At 42.6% G+C, this 15,694-nt stretch carries 13 protein-coding genes; 1 reads left to right on the top strand and 12 read right to left on the bottom strand.

What is annotated here, in order from left to right:
- Positions 1-25 precede the first annotated feature (25 nt).
- The 9 genes from AB4Z30_RS01885 to licT (AB4Z30_RS01845) form a co-directional block, all read right to left on the bottom strand.
- On the bottom strand, positions 26-1,939 hold the full coding sequence (locus AB4Z30_RS01885) for a beta-glucoside-specific PTS transporter subunit IIABC (RefSeq protein ID WP_441922712.1): 1,914 nt from the start codon (positions 1,937-1,939) through the stop codon (positions 26-28).
- Between the two features lie 342 nt (positions 1,940-2,281).
- Complete coding sequence (licT, locus tag AB4Z30_RS01880) at positions 2,282-3,121, bottom strand: BglG family transcription antiterminator LicT (protein WP_434750685.1); 840 nt, start codon at positions 3,119-3,121, stop codon at positions 2,282-2,284.
- 236 nt (positions 3,122-3,357) lie between these two features.
- Entirely contained in the window at positions 3,358-3,663 is a 306-nt protein-coding gene (locus AB4Z30_RS01875) for a hypothetical protein (RefSeq protein ID WP_441922710.1), read from the bottom strand.
- A gap of 69 nt (positions 3,664-3,732) precedes the next feature.
- On the bottom strand, positions 3,733-4,116 hold the full coding sequence (locus AB4Z30_RS01870; RefSeq protein WP_441922708.1) for a hypothetical protein: 384 nt from the start codon (positions 4,114-4,116) through the stop codon (positions 3,733-3,735).
- 108 nt (positions 4,117-4,224) lie between these two features.
- Positions 4,225-5,313, bottom strand: a complete 1,089-nt coding sequence (locus AB4Z30_RS01865; protein WP_441922706.1) for an acyltransferase — start codon at positions 5,311-5,313, stop codon at positions 4,225-4,227.
- 317 nt (positions 5,314-5,630) lie between these two features.
- Positions 5,631-6,203: a 5' nucleotidase, NT5C type gene (locus AB4Z30_RS01860; RefSeq protein WP_441922704.1), complete on the bottom strand. Its 573-nt coding sequence runs from the start codon at positions 6,201-6,203 to the stop codon at positions 5,631-5,633.
- Between the two features lie 146 nt (positions 6,204-6,349).
- Positions 6,350-7,813, bottom strand: coding sequence for a glycoside hydrolase family 1 protein (locus tag AB4Z30_RS01855; RefSeq protein WP_441922702.1), 1,464 nt, complete (start codon positions 7,811-7,813; stop codon positions 6,350-6,352).
- 16 nt (positions 7,814-7,829) lie between these two features.
- Entirely contained in the window at positions 7,830-9,749 is a 1,920-nt protein-coding gene (locus AB4Z30_RS01850) for a beta-glucoside-specific PTS transporter subunit IIABC (RefSeq protein ID WP_441922700.1), read from the bottom strand.
- Positions 9,750-9,944: 195 nt separating this feature from the next.
- Positions 9,945-10,787, bottom strand: coding sequence for a BglG family transcription antiterminator LicT (gene licT / locus AB4Z30_RS01845; RefSeq protein WP_311280229.1), 843 nt, complete (start codon positions 10,785-10,787; stop codon positions 9,945-9,947).
- A 267-nt stretch (positions 10,788-11,054) separates the two neighbouring features.
- Here licT (AB4Z30_RS01845) and AB4Z30_RS01840 point away from each other — a divergent pair, with 267 nt between their 5' ends.
- Complete coding sequence (locus tag AB4Z30_RS01840; RefSeq protein ID WP_441922698.1) at positions 11,055-12,071, top strand: hypothetical protein; 1,017 nt, start codon at positions 11,055-11,057, stop codon at positions 12,069-12,071.
- 58 nt (positions 12,072-12,129) lie between these two features.
- Here AB4Z30_RS01840 and AB4Z30_RS01835 read toward each other — a convergent pair whose 3' ends face one another.
- The 3 genes from AB4Z30_RS01835 to fsa all read right to left on the bottom strand — a co-directional run bounded on the left by AB4Z30_RS01835 (position 12,130) and on the right by fsa (position 15,663).
- Complete coding sequence (locus AB4Z30_RS01835) at positions 12,130-13,233, bottom strand: metallophosphoesterase (protein ID WP_441922696.1); 1,104 nt, start codon at positions 13,231-13,233, stop codon at positions 12,130-12,132.
- Between the two features lie 277 nt (positions 13,234-13,510).
- On the bottom strand, positions 13,511-14,929 hold the full coding sequence (gene gndA, locus AB4Z30_RS01830) for an NADP-dependent phosphogluconate dehydrogenase (RefSeq protein WP_441922694.1): 1,419 nt from the start codon (positions 14,927-14,929) through the stop codon (positions 13,511-13,513).
- A gap of 68 nt (positions 14,930-14,997) precedes the next feature.
- Positions 14,998-15,663 (bottom strand): fructose-6-phosphate aldolase, encoded by a 666-nt coding sequence (fsa, locus tag AB4Z30_RS01825; RefSeq protein ID WP_441922692.1) that lies wholly within the window; start codon positions 15,661-15,663, stop codon positions 14,998-15,000.
- Positions 15,664-15,694 lie beyond the last annotated feature (31 nt).

The raw sequence follows: 15,694 nt of genomic DNA, 5'->3' as shown, positions 1-15,694 counted from the left end.
GATTAGATTAGATCAAGCTCACAGATTAGCTCAATACAGTAAGCAGCTTATCCTTCTCGTTCACACTTGCGCTTTTAGTCGGGACAACGTCCAGATAGTTAGAAGTATTTGTAATGATAATCGGAGTAACGATCTCATAACCCGCATCTTTAATCGCTTGCAGATCAAACTCCATGATCAGATCACCTGCATTGACACGTTCCCCATCTTTGACATGTGCGGTAAAGTGTTGGCCCTTCAATTGCACCGTATCTTGACCAATGTGAATCAGCATCTCTACACCATCATCTGTAACAAGACCAATGGCATGTTTGGTACGGTACACCGTTTGCACAACACCAGTAATTGGGGACACCACTCTACCACTAGTTGGACGGATAGCAATACCTTTACCCATATGTTCTCCGGCAAACGTAACATCGTTAATTTCTTTCAGTTCAACCACTTCACCAGTCATTGGGCTAACAATTTCATAACGGTTGTTCGGGTTAGGATCAAGAACAGGAGCTGGCGCAGCCGTTTTTTCAACTGGATCTTTGAAGCCAACAACGTATGTCAGGATGAAACCAAGAATGAATGCGATAATTGTAGCTGCAACAACCCAGAAGAATACGGAATTCATTCCTTCTGTAGGACTTACATAGCTCGGATAACCGAAGATCCCGAGACCACCAATGATGTAACCTTTTGCTCCGAACAACCCAAGGATACCTCCACCAATACCACCAGCGATACAGCTCATAATAAATGGTTTTTTGAGTGGTAGTGTCACACCGTAAATCGCTGGCTCAGTGACACCGAATATTCCGGAAATGAACGCAGGTGCACCGAGTGTTTTCAGCTTTTGGCTTTTCGTTTTCAACATAACCGCAAGCACTGCACCGATTTGAGCAAAGGAAGCTGCAAAAGACAATGCCAGAATCGAATCATAACCCAGAGTTGCAAGGTTAACGAATACCAATGGAACGAGTCCCCAGTGGAGTCCGAACAAGACAAATACTTGCCACAAACCACCGATTACAAGACCTGTAAGTAACGGACTCAGACCGTAAATGGAAGAAGTAAATGCTCCTAATAGTTGACCCGCCCATGTCGCAACCGGGCCAATAACCAAAAATGTAAGGGGTACAATAACAAGCAAAGTACAAAATGGAACCAGGAAATTACTAACTACTTTAGGCATAACCTTTTTGAAGAAACGCTCAATTTTAACTGCGAAGAACGTTGCTATAATAATCGGAATAACGGATGAGGCATAATCCATCAGAATGACCGGTATACCTAGAAACTCAATCCGAATCGGTGATTCAAACAAGGTACCTGCAAACAAAGTATACATCGGTTCCCCAGCGCGTATTCCCGCCAGTGTTGGGTAAACTAACGAAGCACCAATCGCCATCCCCAGGAATGGACTTCCACCAAACTTTTTAATAGCTGTGTATCCAAGGAAGATCGGGAAGAAGTAAAATAAACAATCTCCAATGGCGTTTAACAGAGCATACGTTCCAGCATCCTTATCAATCCAGCCCAAGGACAAGAACATCGCCGTGAAACCTTTAATCATCCCCGTCGCAGCAAGCAATCCGAGAACTGGAGTAAATACACCAGAAATCATATCAACAAAGCGGTTAAACAAATTGCCTTTTGGACCGGAGTCTTCATCCGTCGCTTCTATTTGACCTTCAGCAGACAAATTGCCTGCTTTTACTACTGCTTTATATACATCCGGCACTTCATTGCCGATAACAACCTGATACTGCCCTCCACTTTGCATAACCGTGATTACGCCCGGTAGATTTTTAAGCTCTTCCGTTTTGGCTACGCTTTCATTTTTCAGCTTAAACCGAAGTCTTGTTACACAATGAAATACACTTTTTACGTTCTCAGGTCCCCCGACCCGTGACAGAATGTCTTTTGCCAATTGATCGTAGTTGCTCATTGTCATTCTTCCTCTCTAAGTAGACTCCCCATGCTTGTGAAACAAAGAAAACCTGAACTACTGAACAATCACAACGTACCGGAAATCCGGAAATCAGTCATGTTATTCAGCAATTCAGGTTTTGCCCTTAACGGTTGCAACCCTGTAAGGCTGTACACATTGATATTTGATTATTATTATTTGGCAAGCACATTGATAATCCTTCAACCTTGCGGCCCGGAATTGCCTGATTGAACAGTAACAATCCGTTCGGATAATGTATGCGCTTACTTCTTGAAATCATCATAGTATATTTGAACTATATTTGCAAGCACTTTTTTATTTATTTGTCGAACCGCTTGATTATTCAGAAGTTGCATTGACCACTCGCTCAATATGAATAGTTAAATACATCATTTCTTCGTCAGTCAGTTGATAGGTGTAGTTATTTTCGATAAACTTTTTGATTTTCACAGAGCACTTGTGTGCATCCGGGTATTTTTTCTGAATCATCTGGAACAGTTCGTCATCATTGTTGCTCTTGTAGTGCTTCCCTTTTACCATTCTCTGAGCGAAATACTTCAGGTGTGTAACAAAACGGGTGTAGTTTAAGCCATTCTCATCAAAATCCATTTTGAAGTGATATTTGATAATCGTCAGAATCTCCTGCATAACCTGCGTCATATTGCGTATATTAGGCATCTCTTCGTTAAGTGCCGCATTCACAAAATGCAGTGCCATAAATCCTGCCTCATCCTCCGGTAAAAGCACACCGAATTGATCACAGATCATATTTAACGCTTCAAGCCCAACTTCATACTCATCTTTATAGAGCTGCTTTGTCTCCCATAACAACCCGTTCCGAATCGGAAGATTGTTGCGGAACCGCTCGATGGCAAAATGAATATGATCCGTCAGATGCAGATAGATACTCTCGTTTAACTTCTTGCCGAGTTTCAGCTTGGCATAAGCAATAATTTCTTCGGACACCTTCATGTACTCAAGCGGGATGCTTGCAATCAACGCCTTGAAGTTTTCCTGAATATCTTCATTCTGTAAAGTAAATATCTTGTCAACATGCTGGTCAGAGATCAGATCACCTGTCTTCTTTTGAAAAGCGATACCCCGACCAATAACAATAACTTCTTGTTCATCTTTGATGGCCACTACCGCATTATTGTTTAACACCTTCTCGATTTTCACTTCATCACTCCAATATACAGAAAAAGGCAAACCACACCTGCGCTTTGAGGTTACTGGACATGCCCTTATCTCTTCAATGTGAACTATATGTGCGTTCATGGTATTACATTTCACTGTTTTATGCAACAAAAACACTTATAGATTTCTATAACAATGCTGAATTATAAGTTGTACCAACAAAGTAAATTTGTAATTGTCATTAGTATATTAAGGTTGCTTAAATCATTATGAATACGTTATGTTTTTTTATTTTTGTTCTCCCGTTCCAATTCTGCCTCAATCTTGCGATTGATAACATCCATTCTTTCGGATGAAATCCGATCTATATCTTTGTAAGTCTGATCCATTTCATACGTATCCAACTCTTCTTTACTCATTATATTCAAATGTTTCTTGATGGCCTGAATATCTTCACGCATATACATGGTCTGTCGATATTGATCAATAACAACGGCAAAGATAATACCTCCGACAAGAATCGGTCCATAAGGGAATAAAAAACATAAAACAACACCAACTAACAATAGCATTAAAAAATACATCCATTTCCTCCTAAGCAGAATTTTTAACTCGCATTATGAGATTTTTAAGTATTATTGTCACGTATAGAACTACAAATCAAAATGCCACTGGATCATTCGTGCTGTTTGCTCGGGATTTTGGTTTGTATTATCTAACCGAAGATAATGCTCATGTGTAACTTCTCCCGGTTCAGAACTTAATCGATATCTCTTCATTGAATCCAATAACTCCTGTTCAGACCCAGCGATATCTTGTTTTGTTGGTTTATCACGTAGACGATTCGGGCTTTTATTAAGCTCTAACCGTTTTGTAACTTGTGCTTCCAGTTCCACATAACATACGTCGGCACCTCGGGAAACAAACAGATCAGTATGATGTCGAATGTAAGCATGATTCTGCTCCAGATCAAAAGCCCAAACAAAAGTGAAAATAAGACCAGGCAGTTCACTCGCTTTTGCATATTTCTTAATCATACCTATTTTGAAGTAAATAAAAAAGAGATTTCAAAAACTCTCCCCTGAGAAAAGTTTAAAATCTCTTTGCATTTGTTCACATATGTTTTTAAAAAATAAAAAGTATAATTATCGTCCGATAAGAACCCATCCCCACTTTAATCGGCGCAATCCCACCGCACAAAGCCAAGAAAGTAAGAGCGCTACAATGTAGGATAATACAACACCAAGACTGAAGTGACGCGCAAGATCATCTGTAAATTCACGTCTCCAGAACAGTAAAACCAAAGGATGAATTAGAAAGACGCCAAATGCTACGGTCCCCAGAGAGTCCATTAAGCGAGCTACTTTGTAATCCTTGCGCTGCTCTCTTGTACCAACCCGCTGACTCATAACCAGAAGCATCAAACAAGCAGATAGTGTAAATAGATTTCGAATCAGAAACACCAGAGTAAAGGTCAACATCGGCCATTCAATCAAAGTTGTTTTGATATCCACTGTAAAATAGATGGAGACCGTTCCTGCACATAAAAGTGCTGCCAACAACAAATATCGGTAATGAACCATTTTCTTGATCATCCACTCAAAGTTCAATCCAATCCATGCACCAAAGCCAATCACAATCAAATAACTCGGCAGCAAGCTACCTGTTCGTTCGAACTGAAACTTCAAATATAAGGCGTAGAACAACGCTTGACCCGCTATAAAATACAGAGGCATATACCTTCTAAACCATGGTCGTTTTGTTAAAGAAAGAATCCAAGGAAACACGATATAAAATTGAAGAATAATTAGAAAAAAGTACAAATGTGTATGAGCTGTTCCTAACATCAGTTGCTCCACAAACTGCAGACTGCTCTCAAGTGGTTCCTTGCCTGAAAGCCACTTTTTGATCATAAAATAGATTAAGGACCACACTACATACGGTACAAATATATAAAACATTCGCTTCTTGTAAAAAGAAACAATCCAACCCTTCTCACTCAGCTTGGCACTATAGTTATAAAACAATACCAGTGAAGATAAAAACAAAAAAGCCGGAACTGCAAATTGAAGAAAGGTGTTCCAAAAGTAAAACAAATCATGATCAAATGTGTTTCTAGGATAATGGGCGACTGCTGTTGATGTTGCATGGATTGCTACAACTGCCATAATCGCGATTGCACGATAGAGATCCAGATACTCTATACGCTGTGGGCGATTAACCGGTGGACTCATACGTATAACCTCACTTGTGTCTTAATAGAAAATAGTCTCCGGCAATTCAGATTCCAAATCTTATTTTAATCAGCTAGCGAGTAGATTACAATCTTAATTTGTAATATATTCAATTAACAAGGTTTAGCTACACTCACCATCATCAGTAATCATCCTGTAGGTGAATCGATTTCCCAGAGCCTACAGTTATAGCTACATCTGTGCCTGAGTTGTTTGAAAATAGATAATCAGCAGATTGATGAATCAGACTGCCGTTCTCCTATCGCAAAAAATCCAGAGTATAACTTCTGCTCTGGATTACGGTAGTTTTTTTAATGTTAAACATGAAGGCTTGAGGGCTGCAATATCTCATCTATGTACAGCTTCGCATCTTTCCAGGACGACATCTGGGGAAAGCCGTATTGCTCACGCTGTTGTCTGTTCCACGGATGCGGGATACAGATCACTTTCCGTCCACTTTCCACCGCCGGAATCAGATTATGCGGCCCGTCATCGATTAAAAGGTCGAATGTAAGCAAGTTTTTTCGTTTGCACGTAATGAATTGCTCCAGTTTAATAAACGGCATATGCATCTGCAGCCAATTCCACTTCTCATTAACAGTTCTCGGTTCCGCTGCTGTAACGATAATGAGATCGTACACCGCGTTTAACTTCTGCATCTCTTCAACCACATACTCGTCATATAATTCTAGTTCTTCAAACAGACCCGGACGCCCGTAAAACACCTCATGTGTACTATCAGGGTGACGCAAGTGCGTTGTATCCCAGTCGACCATATCTTCATATTGGAGAGGGTGCGTTGGGAAACTCCTGTTGTTATGGTATATAGCCCGCTTGACCAGTTGACAAATCGTGTCATCCATATCTACGGCAATAATTGGTTTTCTCATTTTCATTCCTCCCTGATACGAACACAGTATATCATCTCATCCGGGATGCAGTCATTCTTTTTACATATGAGTAAAATAAAAAATAAAAAGACTTTGCTCCGAGTTAAACTAACCACGAAGCAAAGCCTGTTACGTTCGTTCTTCGATCAATCCAGATCCTCGCCGTTTGAAGCAATTACTTTCTGATACCAATCGAAGCTTTTTTTCTTAAATCGGTTCAATGTCCCTCGTCCATTATCATCCTGATCCACATAGATTACACCGTACCTTTTGGACATTTCCGAGGTGGAAGCACTGATAATATCAATAGCTCCCCAGTTTGTGTATCCCATTAGATCCACACCTTCCATAACCGCTTCCTTCATTTGTGTAATGTGTTTACGAAGGTAGTCAATCCGGTAATCATCCTGAATGGAGCCGTCTTCCTCAACTTTATCTTTCGCACCGAGGCCATTTTCCACGACAAACAAAGGTAGCTGATAACGGTCGTACAGCTCTTTCAGTGCAATACGCAGCCCAACCGGATCAAGCTGCCAGCCCCATTCCGTCCGCTCCAGATTCGGGTTTTTGATCGTACTGTACAGGTTCCCGCCCGTAACACCGTAATCTTCAGGATTCACCGCAGAGACCAACGAAGTATAATAACTAAACGAGATAAAATCTACCGTGTGCTCACGTAGTATTTGCTCGTCTCCTGGCTCCATGACCACGTTTATTCCATGATCTGACCAGTACCGGTTCATAAACGATGGATAACTACCGCGAACTTGTACATCCGTATGCAGCAGGTTGAGTTGATTGTCGATTTGAGCTTGCAGCACATCTTCCGGATTAGACGTCGCCGGGTAATGGATCATACGGGCCAGCATACATCCAATTTGGAACTCTGGATTAATCTGACGTGCTCTCTCGGTCACCAAACTACTGGCTACAAACTGATGATGAAGTGCCTGATAGGACGCCTGCATAACGTTATCCACCCGATCCTCGATGATGCCTCCACCTGTAAACGGTTCAATAATCGTTGTATTGATCTCGTTGAACGTCAGCCAGTATTTCACCTTATCCTTGTACCTTGTCATGACAGTTTCTGCATATCTCACAAAATGCTCAATAACCTCACGACCTGCCCAACCGTTATATTTCACTACAAGCGACATTGGCATCTCGTAATGAGAGAGGGTTACCAATGGTTCAATATTGTACTTTCGAAGCTCGAAAAACACCTCATCATAAAAACGAAGACCTTCTTCGTTTGGCTGCTCATCATAACCGTTCGGGAAAATACGTGGCCAGTTGATCGACAATCGGAACGTTTTGAAGCCGAGCTCGGCAAAAAGAGCGATATCTTCTCTGAAACGATGATAAAAATCAATACCATATCGTTTCGGATAACCTTCCGAACTGTGATGTGCCATTGCCTTCTCCACCTTGGCAGTTGTGACATGCATCAATTCCCGCAGATTCGTGTAATCCTTCTTTTCAAAATAAGGAACCATATCTGCAGTTGACCAGCCTTTCCCGCCTACATCATATGCCCCTTCGGCTTGGTTGGCAGCGATCGCACCGCCCCATAAGAACCCTTCGGAAAACCCTTGTCGATTGTTCATAATGATCTCTCCTTTTTCACAGATTTGCCTTCAATACGTTCTCACCCATTTGGATATTTCCCAGTTGTATAGGTTTAATCTCTTTATAATCGGCTGTATTGGTTACAACCATAGCGGTAGTTATGTCATAATCCCTCGCAATCTGATCCAGTTCAAAGGTTAGCAATAGATCACCAGCTTGTACGCGAGTCCCCGTTGCTACATGTGCTTCGAAATATTGCCCGCGTAGCTTCACTGTGTTGATCCCAACATGAATGAGCAGCTCCATACCCTCATCACTGCGAATCACAATCGCATGTTTGGTTTTGAAAACATTCATGACCGTGCCTGTAACGGGGGACACCAGTTCACCCAAGGTAGGAACAAACGCAACACCTTTCCCCATCAATTCATCACCAAAGGTCGGATCATTCACTTCTTGAAGCAGGATGGCTCTGCCTGTCATTGGAGCATAAGCGATAGCGCTACCCGTCGGTGCAGGGGCATCAAGATCTTCCATGTCGACAGACGCTTCAACCCTATTAGCCTTATCTGTTGTGGAAGTAGATGCACCTGGAGTGAATTGGGCCAGTGCCTCTGCGTCACCCTCTTCTTCCTTGATCCCGAAAAGAATGGATACAATCGTACCTACAACAAACGCAATAATCATACCCCCGAAGGAATACAGGAAGGTCTGTCCAACAAGGGACGGTAACCCGGGAAGTCCGCCATTCCCCGCGAGTACATAGGCCTTCGCACCAAAAGCCAAGGCGAAACCGCCACCTACTGCACTACCCATCATCGCAGCGGCAAATGGCTTTTTGTATTTCATGTTAACCCCGTACATCGCCGGTTCGGTTACACCCATCAGAGCTGTGAAACTGGTGGACAAAGCAACGGTTTTAAGTTTTTTATCTTTAGCACGGAAGAACACACCGAGTGTTGCACCAGCCTGACCCATGTTTGAAATGAATGTTAGCGGCAGGAATTTGTCAAAACCGAGTGTAGCAATATTGCTGAGAATAATTGGCACAAGTGCGTAGTGCATACCGGTCATGATAATCAGTGCCATGGCACCGCCCAGTACGATACCCGCGATCAAGCCACCTTCGTTCAGCAGCCAGTTAATACCACCGGACAAGCCATTACCAACAAAAGTTCCTAATGGACCAATAGCAATCAGTGTGACTGGAACCATGATCAGTAGCGTAATCAGAGGTACAAGCAATAGCTTGAGCGTTGCAGGGATGATCCGATCCACCCATTTTTCAACATAAGACATCAACCATACCGCCAGCAAAATCGGAATAACCGATGAAGCATAGCTTACCGCTGTGACCGGAATGCCTAGAAACGCTACCGCTTCTCCGCTGGATAGCAAGGTTCCCATATCGGGATACATCAAGGCTGTACCTAGCGCAATCGCTACGAATGGATTACTGCCAAACTTGCGGGCAGCGCTAACTGCAATCAGCAGCGGCAAGTAATGGAACACACCATCACCAATCGCGGACAGGATGCGATACGTATCTGTTCCTGTGGACATCCATTCCAGCGAAACAAACAGGGCTAGTAATCCCTTTAGCATACCTGCTGCCGTAATGGCCGGAAGCATCGGAGCAAATACACCCGCAATCGTTTCAAAGATGTTCAAGATGACATTTTTACTTTTCTCCGGTTTAGCTTGCTTGTTGTCTGCGTTTTGCTGAATGGACGGTTCCTCCTTCACCATCGCATCAAATACTTTGGATACATCATTACCGATGATGACTTGGAACTGGTCCCCCGAAATGTTGGTGCCCATCACTTTATCCAGTTGTTTGAGCGCGCCGTTGTCGACTTTTTCATTGCTTTTCAGATCAAAGCGCAGCCTGGTAACACAGTGATACACCGAGTTAATATTGTCTTTTCCACCAACGGCTTTGATGATTTGCTGTGCCGTGTCTTGATGTTTCATCTGATTTCCTCCTTATTTTCCCCATAAAAAATACCCGAACAAAAATACGCAGATATACCTGCATACCTTCATTCGGGTATTGCCTGATTAAACAGTAACAAGCCCATTGAATATGAAACTTAAAATGAAACGGTAATAGTTGATGCTCAAACTGCTCAATTTCTGAAGTTGCCCATCATAGCGTTTTGGAAAACATTACGTTTCCCGTTTCGTTTTCATAAGACGCTCCAGATGCAGGGTAAGGTACAGCTGTTCAGAGTGAGTCATATCGTATTGATAGTTTTTATGGATAAATGTCTCAATCTTGCCGATACACTTGAAGGTTTCCGGATAGTTTTTCCGAACCACCTCATAAAGATACTCCTCCGCATCATCATGAGTCGAATGTGTAATCACTCGCTGACAGAAGTATTTCAGATGTGTGATAAAACGGAAATAGTTCACGCTATCCTCATCCAGTTCGACGTTAAAATGATATTTGATGATATTCATAATCTCCTGCAGCAACTGCATCAGATGTGTAACATCATTCATGGAGTCGTTGACTTCCGCATTGATGAAATGCAGTGCAATATTACAAATTTCATCTTTAGGGAACTCGATATCCAGTCTTTCCTTTAGCAAGGTCAACGCTTCTTTGGCCACATCGTATTCTGCCTTATAGAAATGCTGCACTTCCCATGAGAGCGGATTGCGCGTAATCATTCCCTTCTCCATACGCTGAACAGCAAAATGAATGTGGTCAGACAAGGAAACATAAATCCCGTCACTGATCGTTTTACTCAGCTGTGTTCGCGCCAGCGTTACAATGTCATCCGTTGCCTGCAGAATCTCAATTGGCACTTCAGCTACGATGGATTTGAATTTCTCATAAATCGATGTATCCTGAAGACGAAATACCTTTTCAATTCGCTCTTCGTCAATCTCATCGCCAGCTTTGAACTTAAACCCGATACCCCGGCCGAGGATCAGCAATTCTTGATTTTTATCATCCACGGTGCTGACGATATTGTTATTAAATATCTGTTTAATAATCATAATGGACCCACCTGGTTTATTTTGAGACATAAAAAAGGGCAAAACCAAAATAGAAATAATAAAATCATTTCCATTGTGGTTTTGCCCGCTTTACCGGTAACAAGCCTCGCAAGTAGTCTAGCATAAGCTGAAAACGGTGTCAACTACGAGCATAAGGTAAAAGTATAGAGTATGCAACATTTTCCTTTTCATCCACGTTAATAGTGTATCCAACTATAAATATCTAATGCAATTACAACTACATTTACGTAACAGGAGGAATAATCCTTGAAAAAATTAGTCTCGATCACCGCAGCTATCACTTCTATGTCACTATTGTTATCTACAGCTCCTGCCGCTTGGGCAGAATCAAGTCCTACTTCCGTGGTTCAGGATGTTTCAAATACGCTGAATCTGGATCAAAAAGTAACTAAACAATTAACCGATGCCATCACAGCACTGGCTGGAAAACAAACGATTCACTTCACATCGGCTGACACTGCATTTGAGGATTGGATGGTTAATAGTACATTAACTGGCGTAGCCGAGGCCGATGTCTCTCAAAATTATAGTTCCAAAATGGGAAAAGTTACTTCTACCCTAATCAATTATAAAGCCGAAGATCTTAACAAAGTATTGGATCAAGCTTTATACAACAACATACAAGCGTTTCTGAAGTCTTTTGATAAAGACAACAAGTTTAAAGCGGATGCCTTCTGGCGAGTTAAACAAGATGTAAACGACAGCGGACTCAAAAACTACTGGGTGATCTGGGGACATGACCAAAGTTTATACGTCGATGTGGATCATAACAACCAATTGTCAGCAAGTATTCTGTATGACCTTAAGGATGCACGAGCTACACTTACGAACAAAGCCCGAAACTCACTCAAAACACTTGGCATTACATCCGTTAGGGCATTTGATTATGCACTTCTTACCAAAGCAAACAAAGATACGCTTTGGAAATACCAGGATGACAGTAGTTTAAACTCTGTTCACATTGGAAGTAGCACTGGCAAAGTGTGGAAGGTAATCAACGAATTCGGCACGGACTGGAACAATGATGCGGATTTTAAAAAGTCTTTTGCCAAACCTAAGCTGAGTAAAAAGAAAGCCCTCTCCGCCGCAGCGCCAAAAGTAAAATCGATCTTTGGCCTGAATTTAAAAGGATACAGCGTTCGTATCCAAGATAACCAATACACTTTTACGAAAAAAGGAGCCACTACTCTCGTCGGTAAAATCAATAAAAAAGGTGCGTTTTACTCATTTGAAGCGATTCCCGTTAATGGAGTGCGAAACTAACTATACGTTTTTGTAGAAAGAACAAAACAGCCCCTTCTATCACGAAGAGGCTGTTGGTTTATTGTCCAAAGGTTACGTTGATCTGCACAATCTCGGAACGGCTGCTTGTCCGGATTGGTGGTCCCCAAAAACCATATCCTGAGGTGACAATCGAGTGCATGGAGCCCTTTTGCAGATAACCCCAATCATTCTCATAGATCGCTTGTGTTATAAATTGAGCAGGTGCAATCTGTCCCCGATGCGTATGTCCCGATACAACTAAATCAACGTTGTTCTTCTCGGCAATATCCAGATCATATGGCTGATGATCCAGCATGATCACAAGCTGCTTCAGATCTGTATTTTGYATAAGCGTTGCTACGTCTGCCCGATCTTCTTCGGTTCGGTCTTTCCGTCCAATCAACGTAATTTTGTTATCCAATACGATCTTGTCATCATAAAGCACCTGCATATTGCTTTTCTCCAGTGCTGCAATCAGATTCTGAACAGGCCCGTCAGACTTGTCATGATTCCCGAGTGAAGCGTATACCCCATATGGAGCCTTTATTTCACTAATAATATCGGCAATCCCACTCTTCTCATACAGCTCCAGGTTGTCATCGATCAGGTCACCAGGATATAAGACTAGATCTGGCTTGAGGTCATTGATCTCCTCCACCATCCGTTTCGCATGAGCAGGACCAGACAACAGTCCAAAATGCATATCCGCAGCCATCACAATATTCAGCTTGTCGATCCCTTCTACCTTTTTATCAATTTGAATGTTGTATTGTCTGACGACCGGGCTATACGCGTTGAAAATTCCGTATCCCATTGTAGAGATAAGTAAAACCAGTGTAACTACACCCGCCCATTTATGAGCGTGATGTCTAGGAATTCGCGTCAAGCGCAGAAGCCACAATGTCAGGTGCACAACAGGTAGTATCAGCAATAACAGCGAGAAAACCGCCAGCCAATAGGAACCAATGACACCGAGAAACGAAATGCTGCCAAATATGCGTGCCAAAATAAAGGAAGCCGCCAGAAAAACAAGTGCTACGATGTACAACCACCGAAATCTGGCTGCCACTACGGGTTTCATCCAATTCCAGCCGCTCCAGCCTATGTAGAAGACTAATAATCCATATACGAGCAAAAACAGGATACCTATGAGTACAAACATGCCTAGCCTGACCCCCACCTTCAAAAAGTTATGTACTGCAATTTTAACGGAACCAGTTCCGTCTGAACTAGTATAACGTAAATGGAGGTGTCTCAGCATCTTTTACTCACTTCATATGGGTACATTTTATTACAATTTGGTGATATTAAATTTTGAAGAGTTTCTACCTATTTATTATCAACCATATATGCTGATGTTGCGCTAAAAAAAACACCTCCGCAACTCTCCCCTGAGTAAACTCAAAAGGATTGTTGTAGAGGTGTTTTATATTTAAAAATCACTCATTAGTATCCATCCATTGGAAGTGGAATGAACCTTCTTTGTCCACACGTTGGAATGTGTGTGCGCCGAAGTAGTCACGTTGTGCTTGCAGCAGGTTTGCTGGCAAACGCTCTGTACGGTAGCTGTCGTAATAGGACAACGCACTTGAGAAGCCTGGTACCGGAATACCTTGTTTCACCGCAGCGGCTACCACTTCACGCCATGCATCCTGATAGGATTCCACGATGTTTTGGAAGTATGGATCAAGCAGCAGGTTTTTGAGGGCTGCATCTTTGTCGTATGCTTCCTTGATGTTTTGCAGGAACTGTGAACGGATAATGCAACCGCCGCGGAAGATCATTGCGATGTTGCCGTATTTCAGATCCCAGCCATATTCGTCGGATGCGGCACGCATCTGTGCGAACCCCTGAGCGTAGGATACGATTTTACTTGCGAACAGCGCTTTGCGCACGTTCTCGATGAATGCTTTTTTGTCACCGGAGAAAGCTTCTGCCTTAGGCCCGTTCAGGATTTTGCTTGCAGCGATACGCTCGTCTTTCATCGCCGACAAGAAACGGGAGAATACGGATTCCGTAATCATGGACAATGGTACGCCGAGATCCAGCGCGCTTTGGCTTGTCCATTTGCCTGTGCCTTTTTGTCCAGCGGCATCCAGAATGACATCAACCATCGGTTTTCCTGTTTCTGGATCGTATTTGGAGAAGATGTCCGCAGTGATCTCGATCAGATAGCTGTCGAGTTCGCCCTTATTCCACTCCGAGAAAATTTCATGCAGTTCTTCAACTGATACGTTCAGTACCGATTTAAGCAAATGGTACGCTTCACCAATCAACTGCATATCTCCGTACTCGATGCCATTATGCACCATTTTAACGTAGTGTCCCGCACCGTCAGGTCCGATATACGTGCTGCACGCATCATCGCCAACTTTGGCAGAAATCGCCGTCAGGATTGGTTCTACAAGCTCATAGGCGCTTTCCTGACCGCCAGGCATAATTGCAGGGCCTTTCAAGGCACCTTCTTCACCACCGGATACACCTGCACCGATGAAGCGGAAACCTTTGGCTTCCAGCTCTTTGCTACGACGCTGTGTATCAGGGAAGTAAGCATTACCACCATCGATAATGATATCTCCTTGATCCAAGTGAGGAAGCAATTGCTCAATCGTAGCATCCGTTGCTTTACCCGCTTGTACCATAATCAAAATTTTACGCGGTGACTCCAAGGAAGCAACAAACTCTTCGATCGAGAACGTTCCGATCAGGTTTTTACCGTCTGCTTCTTTGAGAAGATCATGTGTTTTTTCCGGTGAACGGTTAAATACCGATACCGAGAAACCTTTGCTCTCAATATTAAAAGCCAGGTTTTTCCCCATTACTGCAAGTCCAATGACACCGATCTGTTGTTTACTCATTATGTCCTCCCGATACTCCATGATTTATATATATATATTTCGTTAACCCTTTTTCACTCGTATGGCTTTTATTGTACTGTTTTTTTCCAGTCTGCAGCAAATTTCTCCATGCCTTGATCTGTCAGCGGGTGTTTGGAAATTTGTTCAATCACTGAAAATGGAACTGTTGCAATATGTGCGCCAGCCATCGCTACACGTGTAACGTGATCCGGATGTCTAACGGATGCGGCAATAATCTGTGCATCGAGATTATGTGTACGGAACAGTTCAGCTACTTTAGCTACCAGTTGTACACCATCTTCGGAGATGTCGTCCAGACGTCCCAAGAACGGAGATACGTAGGTTGCACCTGCACGAGCTGCAAGCAAAGCCTGATTCACGGTAAAGATCAACGTCACGTTTGTTTTTACACCTTTTTTAGTCAAGTAACGGCAAGCTTCCAGACCCGCAAGCGTCATTGGCAATTTAATCGTGATGTTTTTGTCGTTGTTGTTGATTTTGATCAATTCGTTCGCTTGAGCAATCATTTCTTCAGCAGTCAACGCATCTGGCGTTACTTCAGCAGAAACGGACTCAACTTCAGGCACAAGCTTCAAAATTTCTTCGATGCGATCTTCAAATTTCACGCCTTCTTTGGCAACCAAAGAAGGGTTTGTTGTTACACCAGATAATACGCCGATTTTATATGCTTTTTGGATATCGTCCACGTTAGCTGTATCAATAAAGAATTTCATGATTAAATAACCTCCAAATTAGTTTGATTTT

It is taken from the genome of Paenibacillus sp. 2TAF8 (assembly GCF_052114825.1).
Lineage (GTDB): Bacteria > Bacillota > Bacilli > Paenibacillales > Paenibacillaceae > Paenibacillus.
This window is presented reverse-complemented; position numbering and strand designations above follow the sequence as displayed.

What these genes read in the sequence shown, in the direction of transcription:
- AB4Z30_RS01885 (WP_441922712.1), bottom strand. Translation starts at nt 1,939, where the DNA reads ATGAGCAACTACGATCAATTGGCAAAAGACATTCTGTCACGGGTCGGG.
- AB4Z30_RS01875 (WP_441922710.1), bottom strand. Translation starts at nt 3,663, where the DNA reads ATGTATTTTTTAATGCTATTGTTAGTTGGTGTTGTTTTATGTTTTTTA.
- AB4Z30_RS01870 (WP_441922708.1), bottom strand. Translation starts at nt 4,116, where the DNA reads ATGATTAAGAAATATGCAAAAGCGAGTGAACTGCCTGGTCTTATTTTC.
- AB4Z30_RS01865 (WP_441922706.1), bottom strand. Translation starts at nt 5,313, where the DNA reads ATGAGTCCACCGGTTAATCGCCCACAGCGTATAGAGTATCTGGATCTC.
- AB4Z30_RS01860 (WP_441922704.1), bottom strand. Translation starts at nt 6,203, where the DNA reads ATGAGAAAACCAATTATTGCCGTAGATATGGATGACACGATTTGTCAA.
- AB4Z30_RS01855 (WP_441922702.1), bottom strand. Translation starts at nt 7,813, where the DNA reads ATGAACAATCGACAAGGGTTTTCCGAAGGGTTCTTATGGGGCGGTGCG.
- AB4Z30_RS01850 (WP_441922700.1), bottom strand. Translation starts at nt 9,749, where the DNA reads ATGAAACATCAAGACACGGCACAGCAAATCATCAAAGCCGTTGGTGGA.
- licT (WP_311280229.1), bottom strand. Translation starts at nt 10,787, where the DNA reads ATGATTATTAAACAGATATTTAATAACAATATCGTCAGCACCGTGGAT.
- gndA (WP_441922694.1), bottom strand. Translation starts at nt 14,929, where the DNA reads ATGAGTAAACAACAGATCGGTGTCATTGGACTTGCAGTAATGGGGAAA.
- fsa (WP_441922692.1), bottom strand. Translation starts at nt 15,663, where the DNA reads ATGAAATTCTTTATTGATACAGCTAACGTGGACGATATCCAAAAAGCA.